The sequence below is a fragment of the Enterobacter cloacae complex sp. IR5412 genome (genome assembly GCF_049237385.1).
In the GTDB taxonomy this organism is placed as follows: domain Bacteria; phylum Pseudomonadota; class Gammaproteobacteria; order Enterobacterales; family Enterobacteriaceae; genus Enterobacter; species Enterobacter intestinihominis.
Genome location: NZ_JBMKHQ010000007.1, coordinates 217,954 through 234,170 on the forward strand (window position 1 = coordinate 217,954; position 16,217 = coordinate 234,170).

Annotated in this window: 15 protein-coding genes; 10 read left to right on the forward strand and 5 right to left on the reverse strand. The window is 55.7% G+C overall.

The annotated features are described in order from the left end of the window. Positions 1-14: 14 nt before the first annotated feature. The 6 genes from ACOTX2_RS15055 to ACOTX2_RS15080 all read left to right on the forward strand — a co-directional run bounded on the left by ACOTX2_RS15055 (position 15) and on the right by ACOTX2_RS15080 (position 6,573). Positions 15-524, forward strand: coding sequence for a 4-hydroxyphenylacetate 3-monooxygenase reductase subunit (locus ACOTX2_RS15055; RefSeq protein ID WP_003856606.1), 510 nt, complete (start codon positions 15-17; stop codon positions 522-524). Positions 525-644: 120 nt separating this feature from the next. After that, positions 645-902, forward strand: coding sequence for an HTH domain-containing protein (locus ACOTX2_RS15060; RefSeq protein ID WP_022646951.1), 258 nt, complete (start codon positions 645-647; stop codon positions 900-902). Between the two features lie 219 nt (positions 903-1,121). Next, positions 1,122-3,275 (forward strand): pyruvate/proton symporter BtsT, encoded by a 2,154-nt coding sequence (gene btsT, locus ACOTX2_RS15065; RefSeq protein ID WP_063148268.1) that lies wholly within the window; start codon positions 1,122-1,124, stop codon positions 3,273-3,275. Between the two features lie 96 nt (positions 3,276-3,371). Continuing rightward, a complete protein-coding gene (locus tag ACOTX2_RS15070; protein WP_003856610.1) occupies positions 3,372-3,575 on the forward strand; it encodes a YbdD/YjiX family protein in 204 nt (67 codons plus the stop codon). 10 nt (positions 3,576-3,585) lie between these two features. Further along, positions 3,586-4,539 (forward strand): GTPase, encoded by a 954-nt coding sequence (gene yjiA, locus ACOTX2_RS15075; RefSeq protein ID WP_038415244.1) that lies wholly within the window; start codon positions 3,586-3,588, stop codon positions 4,537-4,539. Positions 4,540-4,725: 186 nt separating this feature from the next. Next, positions 4,726-6,573: a 3'-5' exonuclease gene (locus ACOTX2_RS15080; protein ID WP_421625935.1), complete on the forward strand. Its 1,848-nt coding sequence runs from the start codon at positions 4,726-4,728 to the stop codon at positions 6,571-6,573. Positions 6,574-6,657: 84 nt separating this feature from the next. On the opposite strand, the gene ACOTX2_RS15085 is transcribed toward ACOTX2_RS15080, so the two are convergent. Then, positions 6,658-8,016 (reverse strand): esterase-like activity of phytase family protein, encoded by a 1,359-nt coding sequence (locus tag ACOTX2_RS15085; RefSeq protein ID WP_063148270.1) that lies wholly within the window; start codon positions 8,014-8,016, stop codon positions 6,658-6,660. Positions 8,017-8,425: 409 nt separating this feature from the next. Between ACOTX2_RS15085 and ACOTX2_RS15090 the strand changes: the two genes are divergently transcribed. After that, positions 8,426-8,971 (forward strand): YfaZ family outer membrane protein, encoded by a 546-nt coding sequence (locus ACOTX2_RS15090; RefSeq protein WP_023299248.1) that lies wholly within the window; start codon positions 8,426-8,428, stop codon positions 8,969-8,971. A gap of 180 nt (positions 8,972-9,151) precedes the next feature. Here ACOTX2_RS15090 and ACOTX2_RS15095 read toward each other — a convergent pair whose 3' ends face one another. Then, positions 9,152-10,522 carry an NAD-dependent succinate-semialdehyde dehydrogenase gene (locus ACOTX2_RS15095; RefSeq protein WP_063148271.1) on the reverse strand — a complete coding sequence of 457 codons (1,371 nt, stop codon included), beginning with the start codon at positions 10,520-10,522 and terminating at the stop codon, positions 9,152-9,154. A 150-nt stretch (positions 10,523-10,672) separates the two neighbouring features. On the opposite strand from ACOTX2_RS15095, the gene ACOTX2_RS15100 reads away from it, so the two are divergent. The 3 genes from ACOTX2_RS15100 to ACOTX2_RS15110 are packed head-to-tail and all read left to right on the forward strand — an operon-like array spanning position 10,673 to position 13,393. After that, a complete protein-coding gene (locus tag ACOTX2_RS15100) occupies positions 10,673-11,416 on the forward strand; it encodes a helix-turn-helix domain-containing protein (protein ID WP_063148272.1) in 744 nt (247 codons plus the stop codon). 48 nt (positions 11,417-11,464) lie between these two features. After that, positions 11,465-12,118 carry a LysE family translocator gene (locus tag ACOTX2_RS15105; protein ID WP_058645753.1) on the forward strand — a complete coding sequence of 218 codons (654 nt, stop codon included), beginning with the start codon at positions 11,465-11,467 and terminating at the stop codon, positions 12,116-12,118. A gap of 3 nt (positions 12,119-12,121) precedes the next feature. Beyond that, positions 12,122-13,393 (forward strand): DUF445 domain-containing protein, encoded by a 1,272-nt coding sequence (locus tag ACOTX2_RS15110; RefSeq protein WP_022646941.1) that lies wholly within the window; start codon positions 12,122-12,124, stop codon positions 13,391-13,393. Here the strand turns inward: ACOTX2_RS15110 and ACOTX2_RS15115 are convergent. Genes ACOTX2_RS15115 through ACOTX2_RS15125 form a run of 3 tightly spaced genes read right to left on the reverse strand, consistent with a single transcriptional unit; the run spans position 13,390 to position 15,990 of the window. Then, positions 13,390-14,466: a DUF2955 domain-containing protein gene (locus ACOTX2_RS15115; RefSeq protein WP_022646940.1), complete on the reverse strand. Its 1,077-nt coding sequence runs from the start codon at positions 14,464-14,466 to the stop codon at positions 13,390-13,392. The genes ACOTX2_RS15110 and ACOTX2_RS15115 overlap by 4 nt on opposite strands. Beyond that, on the reverse strand, positions 14,456-15,523 hold the full coding sequence (locus ACOTX2_RS15120) for an HlyD family secretion protein (RefSeq protein ID WP_088581776.1): 1,068 nt from the start codon (positions 15,521-15,523) through the stop codon (positions 14,456-14,458). The genes ACOTX2_RS15115 and ACOTX2_RS15120 overlap by 11 nt, the downstream gene beginning before the upstream one ends. After that, positions 15,520-15,990 carry a MarR family winged helix-turn-helix transcriptional regulator gene (locus tag ACOTX2_RS15125; protein WP_022646938.1) on the reverse strand — a complete coding sequence of 157 codons (471 nt, stop codon included), beginning with the start codon at positions 15,988-15,990 and terminating at the stop codon, positions 15,520-15,522. Before ACOTX2_RS15125 ends, ACOTX2_RS15120 begins: the two co-directional genes overlap by 4 nt. Positions 15,991-16,217 lie beyond the last annotated feature (227 nt).

Consider the following 16,217-nt stretch of genomic DNA (forward strand, 5'->3'; position numbering starts at 1 on the left):
AGCGGGAGGTTTCAATGCAATCTGAAGAACGCCTGCGTTTTCGCGACGCGATGGCCAGCCTGTCGGCGGCGGTGAATGTGGTCACCACCGAGGGCGATGCGGGCCGCTGCGGCATTACCGCCACCGCCGTCTGTTCGGTCACGGACACCCCGCCTTCGGTCATGGTCTGCATCAACGCCAACAGCGCCATGAACCCGGTCTTCCAGGGCAACGGCAAACTTTGCGTCAACGTGCTGAACCACGAGCAGGAGATCATGGCCCGCCACTTTGCCGGGATGACCGGCATGGCCATGGAGGAGCGCTTTGCTCTCTCCTGCTGGCAGAAAGGACCGCTGGCGCAGCCGGTGCTGAAAGGCGCCCTGGCAAGCCTGGAAGGCGAGATAACCCAGGTGCAAACCATCGGTACCCATCTGGTCTACCTGGTGGAGATTAAGAACATCATCCTCAGCAGCGAGGGGCACGGCCTGATCTACTTCAAACGCCGTTTCCACCCGGTGATGATGGAGATGGAAGCCGCAGTTTGATCCCGTTGCTCAAAAAAACGCTAAGGTTTCCGCAAAGGTGCGCCGTTAACTATCCATAAGATAAATTTTTCGGGGCGGCTGACGACGTCGTCAGCCGCCCCCTTAACGCTGGAAAGTCTTATGGCCCCTTCACCCCGAAGCCGCTCGGCTGAGCGTCTGGTTGACATCATTATTGCTCTGCACCGCAACGGAAGCGTTAATCGCCGCGATCTGATGCAAAAATTTGGCATTACCGAACGTACGGTGTACCGCGATCTACAGGCCCTTTCCCCAATTATCGAACACGACGGCAAAGGACGCTATCAGCTGCTGCCCGCATATCAGCCCTGCCGCTGCACGCAATGCCCTGATGCGAACGACGAAACCCCGCAGGGCTAGATTATTCTCAGTGATCTCAATCACATATTTTCTCCCGCCGGGGGTGAGCCTTAACCACTCACCCTCGCTTTTGACCGCTCACGCATCGCTTTCAACCACTCACCCATTTACCGTGCTTTACACGCGCGAGGATCTGGCACGATCGCTCCAGCATTAATCAATACCTCCTCACAACGAACCCTGACCCTTTTTTCTTTACATAAAAAACCAGGTCTTACTATGGATACTAAAAAACTATTTAAGCACGTGCCCTGGGCCATCCTCGGGATCATCGGCGCTTTCTGTCTGGCGGTTGTCGCATTACGCCGGGGCGAGCACGTCAGCGCCCTGTGGATCGTGGTCGCGTCGGTTTCCGTCTATCTTGTGGCTTATCGCTACTACAGCTTGTACATCGCGCAGAAGGTCATGAAGCTCGACCCGACGCGCGCCACCCCGGCAGTCATTAACAATGACGGCCTGAACTATGTGCCAACCAACCGTTACGTGCTGTTTGGTCACCACTTTGCCGCCATCGCAGGCGCTGGCCCGCTGGTCGGCCCGGTACTGGCCGCGCAGATGGGCTACCTGCCGGGTACGCTCTGGCTGCTGGCGGGCGTGGTGCTGGCGGGAGCGGTGCAGGACTTTATGGTGCTGTTTATCTCCTCGCGCCGTAACGGTTCGTCGCTGGGCGAGATGATCAAAGAGGAGATGGGCCGCGTGCCGGGCACCATCGCCCTGTTCGGCTGCTTCCTGATCATGATCATCATCCTGGCAGTGCTGGCCCTGATCGTGGTGAAAGCGCTGGCCGAAAGTCCGTGGGGCGTCTTCACCGTCTGCTCTACCGTGCCGATTGCGCTGTTCATGGGCATCTACATGCGCTTCCTGCGCCCTGGCCGCGTTGGCGAGGTGTCGGTCATCGGTATCGTGCTGCTGGTCGCCTCCATCTACTTCGGCGGCGTGATTGCGCACGACCCGTACTGGGGCCCGGCGCTGACCTTTAAAGACACCACCATCACCTTCGCGCTGATCGGTTACGCGTTCATCTCAGCGCTGCTGCCGGTGTGGCTGATTCTGGCTCCGCGTGACTACCTGGCGACCTTCCTGAAAATCGGCGTGATCGTCGGGCTGGCAATCGGGATTGTGATCATCAACCCGGAGCTGAAAATGCCGGCGGTGACGCAGTACATTGACGGTACCGGTCCGCTGTGGAAAGGCGCCCTGTTCCCGTTCCTGTTTATCACCATTGCCTGCGGTGCCGTGTCTGGCTTCCACGCACTGATCGCCTCCGGCACCACGCCGAAGCTGATGGCCAACGAAACCGACGCGCGCTTCATCGGTTACGGCGCAATGCTGATGGAATCCTTCGTGGCGATCATGGCGCTGGTTGCGGCGTCGATTATCGAGCCTGGGCTGTACTTCGCGATGAACACCCCACCAGCGGGTCTCGGCATCACCATGCCAAACCTGCATGAGATGGGCGGCGAAAATACCGCGCTGATTATGGCGCAGCTGAAAGACGCCAGCGCACACGCGGCGGCGACCGTCAGCTCCTGGGGCTTCGTGATATCGCCTGAGCAGATTATGCAAACCGCGAAAGACATCGGCGAACCATCCGTGCTGAACCGCGCAGGTGGCGCACCGACGCTGGCGGTGGGTATCGCACACGTGTTCCACAAAGTGCTGCCGTGGGCGGACATGGGCTTCTGGTACCACTTCGGTATTCTGTTTGAAGCGCTGTTCATCCTCACCGCGCTGGATGCCGGTACGCGTGCAGGCCGCTTCATGTTGCAGGATCTGCTGGGTAACTTCGTGCCATTCCTGAAGAAAACCGACTCTCTGGTGGCCGGTGTTCTGGGTACTGCGGGCTGCGTAGGTCTGTGGGGTTACCTGCTGTATCAGGGCGTTGTAGACCCGCTGGGCGGCGTGAAGAGCCTGTGGCCGCTGTTCGGCATCTCTAACCAGATGCTGGCGGCTGTGGCCCTGGTGCTGGGCACCGTTGTCCTGGTGAAGATGAAACGCACCAAATACATCTGGGTAACCGTGGTGCCTGCGCTGTGGCTGCTGCTCTGCACTACCTGGGCGCTGGGTCTGAAACTGTTCAGCACCAACCCGCAGCTGGAAGGCTTCTTCTTCATGGCTAACCAGTACAAAGAGAAGATTGCCGCAGGCGGCGCGGATCTGACCGCGCAGCAGATTGCCAACATGAACCATATCGTGGTGAACAACTACACCAACGCGGGTCTGAGCATTCTGTTCCTGGTGGTGGTGTACAGCATTATCTTCTACGGCATTAAAACCTGGATGAAAGTGCGTAATGCCGATGGCCGTACGGACAAAGAAACCCCGTACGTGCCGGTGCCGGAAGGCGGCGTGAAGACGTCTTCACACCATTAATAAAATGGCGGGTGGCGCTGCGCTGCCCCGCCCTACAACGTTACTGTAGGCCCGGTAAGCGTAGCGCCACCGGGCTTTTTCTTATCAGGACACGTTATGTTTGGTAACTTAGGCGAAGCAAAAAAATACCTCGGTCAGGCGGCGAAAATGCTGATTGGCATTCCGGACTATGACAACTACGTTGAGCATATGAAGACCAACCATCCGGATAAGCCGTACATGACCTACACTGAATTCTTCCGCGAGCGTCAGGAAGCGCGCTACGGCGGAAGTGGAGAAGGCGGCGTCCGCTGCTGCTAAAGGAGAAACCATGACCCCGATTGCCGTTACCCTGCTGACCGGTTTTCTCGGCGCCGGTAAAACCACCCTGCTGCGCCACATCCTGAATGAACAGCACGGCTTCAAAATCGCCGTCATTGAAAACGAATTTGGCGAAGTCTCCGTTGACGATCAGCTGATTGGCGACCGCGCCACGCAGATCAAAACCCTGACCAACGGCTGCATCTGCTGCACCCGCTCCAGTGAATTAGAAGACGCCCTGCTGGACCTGCTCGACAGCCGCGATCGCGGTGACATCGTCTTCGACCGTCTGGTGATCGAGTGCACCGGCATGGCCGACCCCGGCCCGATTATTCAGACCTTTTTCTCCCACGACATTCTGTGCCAGCGCTACCTGCTGGACGGCGTCGTCGCGCTGGTGGATGCGGTACACGCCGACGAGCAGATGAACCAGTTCACCATCGCCCAGTCTCAGATTGGCTACGCCGACCGCATTCTGCTGACCAAAACCGACGTGGCGGGTGAAAGCGAAAAACTGCGTGAGCGCCTGACGCGCATCAACTCGCGCGCACCCATTTATACCGTGACGCACGGCGATATCGACCTGTCTCAGCTGTTCAACACCAACGGCTTTATGCTGGAGGAGAACGTCACCGCGAAACCGCGCTTCCACTTTATGGCAGACAAGCAAAACGACGTAGCGTCGATTGTGGTGGAGCTGGACTACCCGGTGGACATCAGCGAGGTCTCGCGCGTGATGGAGAACCTGCTGCTGTCGTTTGCCGACAAGCTGCTGCGCTATAAAGGAATGCTGTGGATCGACGGCGAGCCGAACCGCCTGCTGTTCCAGGGCGTGCAGCGCCTGTACAGCGCCGACTGGGATCGTCCGTGGGGCGATGAACCGCCGCACAGCGTGATGGTGTTTATTGGAATACAGCTGCCGGAAGAGGAAATTCGGGCAGCGTTTGCGGGACTGAAAAAGTAAATCGTCGCTCCCCTTTAAACAGTAAAGGGGGCGTATTTCATTAGGGCAAAATGCGGGTTTCGCCCTTTCTGTTTGCAATATTGTCTGTTAATGTTCTTATCATGAATGAAATCATGCTTTGATTAATATTGGTTACAATATTAATTAATTGGATTCATATAATTTTCATGAATTGGTAGGCGTAATATGGCAATCATTATTCCCACGGTTAGCAGCTGTAGCGAGAAAATTACGGCAGGAGAAAAAAGACTGGCAAGGCTTCTGGAGGGTGGGCTCAGCGAACAATGTACCTGCTGGTATGATACCCGAATGGGAGACAAAGACGATCATCCTGATTTTGTGATTCTGGCCCCCAATAAAGGGCTGCTGTTTATAGAAGTGAAAGACTGGTATATCACAAAAATAAAATCGGCTAATAAAACCCATATTAATTATGAAACCAAAAACGGCATAGAGCCGTTGAAGAACCCACTCGAACAAGTTCGACAATATACCTTTCATATCATCAATAGCCTGAAAAAAGATCCCCTGCTTCGCCAGAAACAGGGAGAGCATGAGGGCGGTTTTATTATGCCGTATGGATACGGTGTTTATTTGAGCAACATCACTCGGGCACAGCTGGAAAAGAGTTTTACACCTGAGGAGTTGAATGAAATATTGCCCGCCAGCCAGGTGATATGCAAAGACGAACTCCACGAGTTTATGACTCGAGAACAAATCTCTGGCCGGCTCGAATCCCTTCTCAAACATCACTTTGTTCATAACACAACACCACAGCAGCTCGACCGCATCCGGTGGCATCTTTATCCCGATGTCCGCATTAACCCATCCGTTACGCGGGTTGACCTGGATAATTTTACTTTCCACACCCCTGATGTGGTATGCATGATGGACAGGAACCAGGAACAACTCGCCAGAAGTATGGGGGCGGGACACAGGGTAATTCATGGCGTGGCTGGTTCGGGCAAAACGCTCATTTTGCACCACCGATGTATTGAGCTTGCCAACAACATTGAAAACACCAAACCGATACTGGTGATTTGCTACAACATTACGCTGGCTAAAAAACTCAAAGCGCAGCTCGAACAGCATAGCCTCAGACTTCCCGTCGAAGTTATCCATTTCCACGCCTGGTGTTATCAGCAATTAAACGCGCATCGGCGTCTTCCCCCCAGGAGCAAAAACTTTATTGAGCTGATGGAGAATGCGCTGACGGTGGCATTTGAAGAGGGAGCAATCAAACCGGAGCAGTACAGCGCCGTTTTGATAGATGAAGGACACGATTTTAAACCGGAATGGCTAAGAATCCTCGCCAAAATGCCGGACAATAAAGATAGCTCCCTGCTGTTTCTGTACGATGACGCTCAGTCAATTTATCAGAAAAAGAAAGCTCTCGATTTTACCCTGTCCAGCGTCGATATAAAGGCTCAGGGCCGTACAACTATTTTGGATACCAATTATCGCAACACCCGGCAAATACTCCATTTTGCCAGCAGCGTAGCATTTAATTATCTCAATAATCACATAGAAGCTTCTCTCAAATACCAGCAGCCTGCCGCAGGTGGCCTGTCCGGGAAGTATCCCGCGCTGGCCAGCTTTGATAATCAGGACGAGGAGATTACGCGCGTCCTCGATTGGGTCACAGAGCAGCGACAGGAAGGTGTTGCGTGGTCAGAAATCGCCATACTGTGCCCCTCAACCTACAGCATTTCAGGCATGCTCGCGCCAAGGCTTGAAGCCCGCAAGATCCCATACCAGATGATTGTCTCCAGCGATGATAAAAAGCACTGGTCCCCGCAGAATGATTACCTCTGCGTCATGCCGCTGCCCAGCAGCAAGGGGCTTGAGTTTAATTCGGTCGCCATTATGGATGCGGCAAAGGAAAGGGACAGTGAAGATCTGAGTGACGATATCAAGCGCCTTTACGTCGGCATTACCCGCGCACGACAGAATCTTCTGGTGACAATGCACGGAACCGGAAGCCTGCGAGATCATCTGGTCGAGACCTGGGAAAAGAGCGTTAAGTCGATCTAACTATTCCGCGTTGAAAAGTATCTGCACCGAACAATCCCCTCTCCCCTGTGGGGAGAGGGCCAGGGTGAGGGGTAAAGTCCAATATTATTTCAACGCCTCCGGCAGCGTCACAATCCACAGCTCGCTGTCGGACTCCGGCTTCTTCAGCGGCTTGACGCTGAGGGTAGTTTCAACCGCTTTGTCATCCAGCGTCAGCTTGCCTTCCGCGTTCACCCGATAATCCTTGAGCTTCTTGCCCTCGGCCGGGTTGTGCATCGCCACCTTCACGCCAAAGTCGTTATCGTTCGCCACCGCCAGCGTTTTGTCGTCAATCAGCGCCAGCCCTTCGGCCTTTTCCTGCTGCCAGCCCAGCGCACGCAGATCGACCACCTGCGTTTTTTCCGCAAGTGTAATGCCGCGCTGCGCCAGCGTTTTCTCATCGTCAAATTCCGGGTATTCGCCCGGCTTGTCGAAGGCGGCCAGATCGCTCGCCTTGCTCAGATCCACCCTGTAGATGAGGTTACGCATTGCGTCGTTTTTATCTTCGCCCTGTTCAATCAGCAGGATAGTGTGGTTATCCAGCGCCACGATATCGCCGATTTTGGCGTCGCTGTTTTTGCTGTAGGCCGCGCTGTCGACAGGGTAGCCGTACATCGCGGTTTTTCCGGTCGCCGGATCGAAGCTAACCAGTCGCGTAAACAGCGCCTGCTTTTTGCTCTTCCCGTCGATATCCAACGTACTCTGGACAGCGGCGATAATACGTCCGTCCGGCATGCGGGTCAGGCCTTCAAATCCCCGGTTTGCCTGGCGCCATTTGATAACATTTGGCAGACCGCCGGCGATGGATTTCTCCCCTTCCGCCGCCTGTGGGCCGTGGATCGCGAGGATTTTCCCTTTACTGTCAATATTAATCAGGAACGGGCCATACTCATCGCACAGCCAGTAGCCGCCCTTCCCGTCCGGCGTGATGCCTTCCGTATCCAGCCCGCGGTTATCGCCTTTCAGCACTTTTAAGGTGTCGCTTAGCGCGATTTCATTGGTGGAACCAATCACGCCACTTTGCAGCGGCAGACCGTTGATTTCGCCTTTATCGTCATGCAAAGGACGCGCGTCCACGGCCTCCGCTTTACCGTTTTGCACGCGGATCGTCATTAGCTGCGGGGCGAAATCCGGGGTAACAAAGATTTTAGCGTCATTTTTCCCCATTTTTGGCGAATCCGCGTTAGGACCGCGATCGGTCACGGTCATAAACGTCAAGGCGTCGCCCTGCTTGCCCATAAACAGCAGGCCAGAGCCAATCCCCACAGGCAGCCCGTTCGGAAACGCGCTGGCAAACGCACCGCTGTATTTGACATGCGCACCTTCGGGAAAACTGACGACGTAACGCTCCGCGGTTGGCTGTGCCGCCAGGCCAGAGAAAGAGAGCGCACAACCAATTAGCACAGGAATAATTTTTCTTTTCATAGTGTTAGCACCCAGTAAGTGAAGCCAACAACGTAATGAAGAAACGTGTCAGAAAAATGACATGGTGAAAGCGGTTCGGCACGACGGGGCGTATAGCCACCTCCAGAAATGTAAACCTGTGTCTTTATCTGTGACAACTGAAACACTTTTGGAAATTATTAGAAACTCAATTAATTCATCCTGAACTAATTTTTCCGACCCGTTCAGCGTACGTTTAATGAGAATCCTGAACCCTTCCTAAACGCGAATGCATTACGTATTGACTCCTTGCCGGGTCAACATTCGAACAACATTTAAAATTCAAAAACCAAACAAAAACAGCATAAAAACGTGACAAGCATCGCATTTGCAGAGATAAACAGCTCTTGTTAAGGTGCCCTCAGATTAATTTGATGACGAGGAAAAACTCATGAAAAAGCTCAACGTTCTCCTTCTTTCCGCTCTGACTGCCGTATCGGGCTCCGCACTGGCCATGGGCGGCAGCATTGAGCAGGGTAAAAACTTTACCAACCTGAATGTGGAAATGGGGAAATCAACCTCCGGTCTGTACACCGAAGGTAGCTGGCTGAAAAACACCGATGACGGCACCACAACCGGTGGCGTAGGAGCAGGCTACAACTTTGAAGTCGGCCCGGTGATGCTGAACGCAGGCGCTAAGGCCCTCTACGTTGGCCCGAAAAAAGGCGATAACGGCGTGGCGTTCCCGGTCGGCGGCGGTGTGAACGTTGCCCTGACCGACAGCATCAGGGTATTCGGTGAAGGCTACGTTGCGCCAGACGGCCTGAACAACAGCGTGAAAAACTACGTTGAAGCGAACGGTGGCGTAAGCTGGACGCCAGTGAAGCCGGTGACGCTGAAGGTGGGTTATCGTCACGTGAGCGTTGATGGTAAAGACGGTCGTCCTAACCACACGCTGATTGACGGCGCATATGTTGGCGGTGGCGTGTCCTTCTAAGCCTGTTTGCCCGTTTCGCCCGGCGGCGCTACGCTTGCACGGGCCTACAATGAAGGGTGCAATTTATGAATATTATTGCACCTTGTAGGCCGGGTAAGCGCAGCGCCACCCGGCAAAAAAGGCGATGAGACTGTTAATAAAAAAAAACCTGCCGGATGGCAGGTTTTTTTATGTCCGACATTACTTGCGAACGACCACCAGCTTCTGGTTCACAAACTCTTTGATCCCCAGGTCCGACAGCTCGCGTCCGTAACCCGAACGTTTTACGCCGCCGAACGGCAGTTCTGCCGCCGTATCGGTGAGCCAGTTGATGTACACCATCCCGGTCTCAATACGCGATGCCATCTTCTTCGCGCGCTCAATATCCTGGCTGAACACCGCTCCGCCCAGGCCGTAGTGGGAGTCGTTCGCCAGCGCGACCGCCTCGTCGTCGTTTTTCACCACGTAAATCTGCGCTACCGGGCCAAAGAACTCTTCGAAGTACGCCGGGTTGTCGCGTGAGATGTTGGTCAGGATGGTCGGCTCAAAGAAGCTCCCGTCTCGCTGCACAGGTTTGCCGCCATAGTGCAGCGTAGCGCCGTTTTTCACCGCCTCGTTAACCTGTTTGGTCAACGTGTCGAGCGCGTCTTTAGAGGACAGCGGCCCCAGCGTGGTGCTTTCGTCCAGCGGATCGCCAATCTTCACCTGCTTAAATGCCTCGGTGAATTTGCTCAGGAAGGCATCGGCAATCTTTTCATGCAGGATAAAGCGCTTCGCCGCGGTACAGACCTGCCCGGCGTTGTTGAGCCGCGCGTTAACGCCGATCTTCACCGCCTTATCCAGGTCCGCATCGTCGAGCACCACGAATACGTCGTTACCGCCAAGCTCCAGCGTGGATTTCTTAATGTGCTTCGCCGCCTGGGCCGCTACCACGCTGCCCGCTTTTTCTGAACCGGTTAGCGCCGCGCCCTGTACGCGATCGTCAGCGATGATGTTCGCCACCTGATCGGACGAGATAAACAGGTTGGTCCACGCCCCTTCCGGCGCGCCCGCCTCACGCACCAGATGGGCGAAGGTTTCCGCACAGTGCGGCACAATGCTGGCGTGTTTAGCGATGACAGGGTTACCCGCCGCCAGGTTTGGCGCCAGAACGCGCATCAGCTGATAGTACGGGAAGTTCCATGGTTCGACGGCCATCAGCACGCCGATGGGGTGATGTTCAACCCATGCTTCCCCGAGTTCAGAGTCATACTTCACCGGGGCCAGGAACTGCTTCGCGTTGTCCGCATAGTAGCGGGCGATTTGCGCGCACAGCTTCACCTCGCCGCGGCTCTGTTCGATGAGCTTACCCATCTCCTGGCTGGCGATTTTCGCCAGCTCCTCCACGCGTTCGTCGATCAGGTCCGCCAGCTTATGCAGTACCGGCAGGCGCTGGCTTATGTCGCCTTTCGCCCAGTCGGAGTGATAGAGCGCATCGGCTGCCTTCAGCGCCGCTTCAACATCTGCGTCATTGTGGGAGGGATATTCTTTGATGAGCTGGTTAGTGGCAGGATTTACTGTCTGATAAGCCATATCGAATCTCCATGTTTTACCGCTTAGGGTATTAAGGGTAGTCAACATGACTGGCTATGGACGTAAAGTTGGGTATATCCGGAAGGTTCTGAGTAAAGCGATGCCATACCGTGGCTGGCGTGGTATAAAAAACCTTCATAAGGAGTTGCTATGACCGATACCCGCCGCATCCGTCAGACCTTTCACCGCGCCTCGGGCCTTGAACTACGCAGCACGTGGCAGAGCATGCAGGCGTACAAACGCCATTGCCACCCTCAGCTCTCCATCGGCGCAATTGTGGAAGGCCAGACATGCTGCGTGTGTAATGGCAGAGAATACATCCTCCAGCCCGGGGACCTGATTGTGATCCCGGCTTATGTCCCACACAGCTGCAACCCTGTTGCCGGGCAGCCGCGTAGTTATCATATGCTTTATATCGATACGGACCTTCCCCTTGCGGTTCAGGTGATTCGCAACGCTACGCTGTTTATGTATTATCGGGAAGTTGTTGAGAGGATGTCCCCTGCGTCCGTGGACAAGCTGCTTGCTGCCCTTCCCCATTGCATGGATGAGGCAGAAAAGCCTGGATCAACCAGCCAGCAGGTTCAGCAGGCATTTCTTTCCAGTCTTTCCAGCCCGCCTTCCCTCGACGCACTTGCGCAACGATTCTCGCTGCGAAAGGAGACGCTGATCCGTACCTTCAAGAAGGACACGGGCCTGACGCCTGGCAGCTTCCTCAATATCTCCCGCGTAGAGTACGCCAAAGCGCGGCTGCGTGCCGGGGATGATATCGCCGATGTCGGCTACCAGAGCGGGTTTGCCGACCAGAGCCATTTTCATAAGACCTTTGTGCGCTACACCGCCGCCACACCGCGCCAGTACGCTACGGGCCGATCAATATCAGACAATAAATAGGTTCTGTGTTTTCGTAGTCTGGCCCCAGTTTTGCATTCTGAGGTCGCTATGGAACTGTTCTTCCCTTCCGCTTTTCTCGCCCTGGCGCTGGCGCATTTTGTTGCCCTGTTAAGCCCGGGCCCGGATTTTTTCCTGCTGATGGGCTACGCCGCCCGCTACCGACTGCGCGGCAGCGCCGGATTGTGCATCGGGATAGCGGCAGGAAATGGGCTTTACATTTTGCTGGTCATTATGGGATGGAGCGCGCTGCGTCAGTTCGCGTGGCTGTTCACGTTGATTGAATTATCCGGCGCACTGTATTTGCTCTGGATCGGCTCGCATCTTGTACGCAGCCGACCGCAGACGCTGACGCTAAATGAAACACATGAGCGCTGCCCCTCGCTGCGTAAGCAGATCCTGCTGGGGCTGGGCTCGGCGCTGTTGAATCCCAAAAACGCGTTGTTCTACCTGGCGCTGATGACGGCGTTACTCGGGCCGGACGTCACGCTGCTTCAGCAGGCGACCTGCGGCGTCTGGATGGTGATGGTAGTACTGGTATGGGATTTTGCGCTGGTGTCGCTGATGGGGTTACCGGCGGTTCAGCGAAAGCTCAGCCGTTCGCTCTGGCTGATAGAGCGCACGGCGGGGGTGGTATTGATGGGGTTTGGTGGGTGGGTGCTGTGGCGGTTTTTGCACTTTTCCCCCGTATCCCTCTATCCTTAACCCATGGAAAAACATACCGAACTCAAACGCGCCAAGCTTCTCGCGCTGTCGCTGCTGCTGATTGCCGCTGCGGCCTTTATCACTACCCTGTTCCTGCCGCAAACCTTCTGGGTACGCGGCGCAAAAGCTATTGCCGAGGCGGCGATGGTCGGCGCGCTGGCGGACTGGTTTGCCGTTGTCGCGCTGTTCCGCCGGGTGCCAATTCCCTTTATCTCGCGCCATACGGCGATTATCCCGCGCAATAAGGACCGCATCGGCGACAATCTTGGCCAGTTCGTGCAGGAAAAGTTTCTGGATACCCAGTCGCTGGTCGCATTAATTCGCCGCTACGAGCCGGCCCAGATGATTGGTGCCTGGTTCAGCAAGCCCGACAACGCCCAGCGCGTCGGGCTGCATTTGATGCAGGTGATGAGCGGTTTTCTTGAGCTGACTGACGACGGGCGCATTCAGCGCCTGCTCAAACGCGCGGTGCATAAGGCTATCGACAAGGTCGATTTAACCGAGACCAGCGCCGTCATGCTGGAAAGCATGACCAAAAACAACCGTCACCAGGTGCTGCTGGACGCCATCATCAACCGTCTGATTACCCTGATTCAGCGCGAGAGCACGCGGGAATTTATCTCTGACCAGATCGTCCACTGGCTGAAGACCGAGCATCCGCGCAAGGCGATGGTGCTGCCCACCGAGTGGCTGGGCGATCAGAGCGCAGAGATGGTGTCGAACGCGGTGAACACGCTGCTGGATGATATCAGCCACGACCGCACGCACCAGATCCGTCGGGCATTTGACCGCGCCACGCTGAAGTTCATCGACAACCTGAAAAACGACCCGGAGATGACGGCCAAAGCCGACAATATCAAGCACTATCTGAAGAATGATGAAGCATTTAACCGCTACCTGGGTGAAATGTGGGCTGACCTGCGCCAGTGGCTGAAAAATGACATGCAGAGCGACGATTCCCGCGTGAAGCAACGTATCGCCAACGCCGGGCTGTGGTTTGGTGAGACGCTGTCGAATGATGCCAGCCTGCGTGCGTCGTTGAACGAGCATCTGGAGCAGGCCGCGCACCGCGTCGCGCCGGATTTTGCTGCGTTCCTGACGCGTCATATCAGCGACACGGTGAAAAGCTGGGACGCCAAAGATATGTCACGCCAGATAGAACTCAATATCGGTAAAGATCTTCAGTTCATTCGCGTAAACGGTACCCTGGTAGGCGGAACGATTGGCCTGATCCTGTTTTTACTTTCTCAGTTGCCCGCCGTGCTGGGGCATTAATCCGCTTTTGGCGGCGCGATAACGTAGCGCGTCGCCTCGAAGCGGTTCAGGATCAGGTGCACCAGAAAGACCATCGTCAGCGTGACCACCAGCGCGAAGGTAACGGAGGTGATGCGGTACAGATCGCTGAACACCAGATCGCTGTCCGGATGCATGTTTTGCCCGAACATAATGCCGATGGTGGTAATGCTGGAAAATCCCACCCCGGCCCCGACCTTCTCCATCACGTGCAGGCGCGCGCCAAATGCCAGCCCGAGGCCGATCAGCGGCATCATCAGCAGCATATGGCTGCTGTGATCGTACAGGATAAGCTGAACGACGAGGATATAGAGACAGCCCAGCACCACGCCGACCACGCGCCAGATAGAGCTCATCACCGCGCCGCGGTAGTGCATCGGGAACAGGATCAGAATGCCCGCCATCAGCGCCGAGAGCGAATCGCTTAAGTCGCTCATCTGAAATACCACGAAAATCAGCGTCGCCACGGTGCCGGAGAGCAGCGACTCGTGGCGCACGCGGGCATCGTCTTTCTCTATCAGCGGCGGCGGCTTACGTGGCTCCACGTCCGGCAGCAGGTAATTCATCAGCGCGCTCAGACACACCGCCATCACGCTCGCTTCAATGTTGGAGAACAAAAGCGTGTGCCAGTTGGTGGTGGGGTAGCTCATAAAGTTGAGCATTACGCTCTGGCACACCACGCCCATCGAACCGAACAGAAACAGCGGCCCCTTGCTCATAAAGCGAAAGCGCATCACGTACAGGGCAAAGACCACCAGCGTCATAATGACCGGCCATTGCGACAGAAAGCCGATGATGATCACCATTTCGACGCAGTTGAGCGATGCGCTGAAGATAAACTGCTTCGCCACGTGGCGGTTAAACACCGGCACCAGCGACAGCAGCATGATCGGGTAGACCACAAAAAACACGCCGTAGCTGGTGTTGTAGAAGCTCGAAATACTGAGCGCAATCATCCCGGCAAAGACAATGCGCAGAGTCTGGCGGAAGTCGTTTGCCGTGTAGACGATGTTGCCGTGCGGGGTAAATACCCGCGCCAGGGTGCTAATAGACATAGTGAAGCAGGCTCACCAGATGGATTTGCATCCCGGAGAAGAAGCGCGCAAAGGGCCCTTCGCTGTTGTAGAGCTGCACGGTGGCGCGCGCGCCGGTCGGCAGCGACTTCGGTAAGGCTTCGTCCAGCGCCACGTGAATGCGCATTCGCTGGGCATCGCGCACCCAGCGGTTAGAGGTTTCCGGTTCAGAAAGTTGACCGTTAACGGCTTCCTGACCGGCGAGGATCCCCGCGTCACTGCTGGTCACGTGGGCGCGGAAAACCCGTCCCGGAAAGGCGTCAAACACCACGGCGGCGTCGGTCCCCTGGTGGGTATGACGCAGGCTCTTCTCGCGGAAATCCGCCACAATATCCGTCTGCGTATTCACCAGCGCCAGCGCTGCCGAACCGGACGAGGCGTAAAAACCGGGGCTTAATTGCAGATTACTCACCGTGCCGTCCGCCTCGGCGTAGACCTTCGTCCAGCCAAGATTCAGCTCCGCTTCATCCAGCGCGTTACGGTATTTTTGCAGCGTCACGTTACGGTGTTCATTCCGCTCGCCGCGCTGAATGCGCAGGTTATGAATATTCGCCTGAATCGAGCTGACGGACTGCTCGCTGCTCTGCCAGGTAGTGCGGACCTTATCCAGATCCGCCTGCGACACGTTCTGCAGGGTGCTCAGTTTCTGGTAGCGGTCGAAAGTCACTTTGTCGTTACGCGCGGTCAGCACGGCGGTCTTCAGGCTGGCCTGCGCGGCGGCGATCTGCGCGTCCAGTTGTTCGTTGGAAAGGCGAGCCTGCTCAAGCGCGATCTGCGCCGCTTCCACTTTATTGCGAAACGGGGTGTCGTCGAGCTCAAACAGCAGATCGCCTTTCTTCACCTGGCTATTGTTGTGGACATGGACCGCCGCCACATAGCCGGAGACACGGGCAGACACCGGCGTCACCACGCGCATCACGGTGGAATCCGGCGTCAGCGGGATCCAGATATCCGCGACGATAAAGTAGACAAACATCAGCAGGAAAGAGGCAATACTTACCCTTACCCAGCGGGCAAACTTTTGTTCAGGAGTCATTATTTTTCGGTCTTGTTATCTTCTTCGCGGATTGTCCGCAAATTGCAGGCGATTTGATTCAGGGTGGCGCTGAAAATGTCGAGATGTTCAGGCGCGATGTTTTGCGATACGCGCGTCTGAAGCGTCTCAATTACCTGGGTGAGCCTGTTAAGTACAGCTTTTCCCTCAGGCGTCAGCGTCAGAAGCCGGATGCGCTTGTCATACGGCGAGACGGTGCGCAGCAGGTAACCCTGTTTTTCCAGCTGTGTCAGGGTGCGCATTAGCGGCGGCAGTTCAATGCCCTGCACCTCCGCCAGCTCACTCACCGAGACGTTATCCCCGAGCTGATGCAGCTGCATCATCACCGTCCAGCTCGACTGGGTTAACCCAGTATCGAGAATGGCGTCGTCAATGACGGCACGCCACTGGCGCACGATCATCGCCATCCGCATGCCCATCGGCCTGCGGCTAAACAGTTCTTCTTCACTCATGGGGAAACCTCTCGTCACACGCGGTCACGATAATAGTTATCAGGGTAAGTATCAAGAAACGAGAAGTTAAAGCGCAGGAATTGCGAAATGAGATTCTCCCTCTCCCTGTGGGCTGAGGGTTCCCCAGTAATTTTTTTATGCAGAAGCAATAAAGTTGCTTTCTAAATGACTGAGGGCTGTCAGCGATGCCCTGGTCCGGCTGTAAATCGCTGAGGCGTTTGCCTTCC

Coding starts and splice junctions, on each gene's coding strand:
- ACOTX2_RS15055 (WP_003856606.1), top strand. CDS start 15: ATGCAATCTGAAGAACGCCTGCGTTTTCGCGACGCGATGGCCAGCCTG.
- ACOTX2_RS15060 (WP_022646951.1), top strand. CDS start 645: ATGGCCCCTTCACCCCGAAGCCGCTCGGCTGAGCGTCTGGTTGACATC.
- btsT (WP_063148268.1), top strand. CDS start 1,122: ATGGATACTAAAAAACTATTTAAGCACGTGCCCTGGGCCATCCTCGGG.
- ACOTX2_RS15070 (WP_003856610.1), top strand. CDS start 3,372: ATGTTTGGTAACTTAGGCGAAGCAAAAAAATACCTCGGTCAGGCGGCG.
- yjiA (WP_038415244.1), top strand. CDS start 3,586: ATGACCCCGATTGCCGTTACCCTGCTGACCGGTTTTCTCGGCGCCGGT.
- ACOTX2_RS15080 (WP_421625935.1), top strand. CDS start 4,726: ATGGCAATCATTATTCCCACGGTTAGCAGCTGTAGCGAGAAAATTACG.
- ACOTX2_RS15085 (WP_063148270.1), bottom strand. CDS start 8,016: ATGAAAAGAAAAATTATTCCTGTGCTAATTGGTTGTGCGCTCTCTTTC.
- ACOTX2_RS15090 (WP_023299248.1), top strand. CDS start 8,426: ATGAAAAAGCTCAACGTTCTCCTTCTTTCCGCTCTGACTGCCGTATCG.
- ACOTX2_RS15095 (WP_063148271.1), bottom strand. CDS start 10,522: ATGGCTTATCAGACAGTAAATCCTGCCACTAACCAGCTCATCAAAGAA.
- ACOTX2_RS15100 (WP_063148272.1), top strand. CDS start 10,673: ATGACCGATACCCGCCGCATCCGTCAGACCTTTCACCGCGCCTCGGGC.
- ACOTX2_RS15105 (WP_058645753.1), top strand. CDS start 11,465: ATGGAACTGTTCTTCCCTTCCGCTTTTCTCGCCCTGGCGCTGGCGCAT.
- ACOTX2_RS15110 (WP_022646941.1), top strand. CDS start 12,122: ATGGAAAAACATACCGAACTCAAACGCGCCAAGCTTCTCGCGCTGTCG.
- ACOTX2_RS15115 (WP_022646940.1), bottom strand. CDS start 14,466: ATGTCTATTAGCACCCTGGCGCGGGTATTTACCCCGCACGGCAACATC.
- ACOTX2_RS15125 (WP_022646938.1), bottom strand. CDS start 15,990: ATGAGTGAAGAAGAACTGTTTAGCCGCAGGCCGATGGGCATGCGGATG.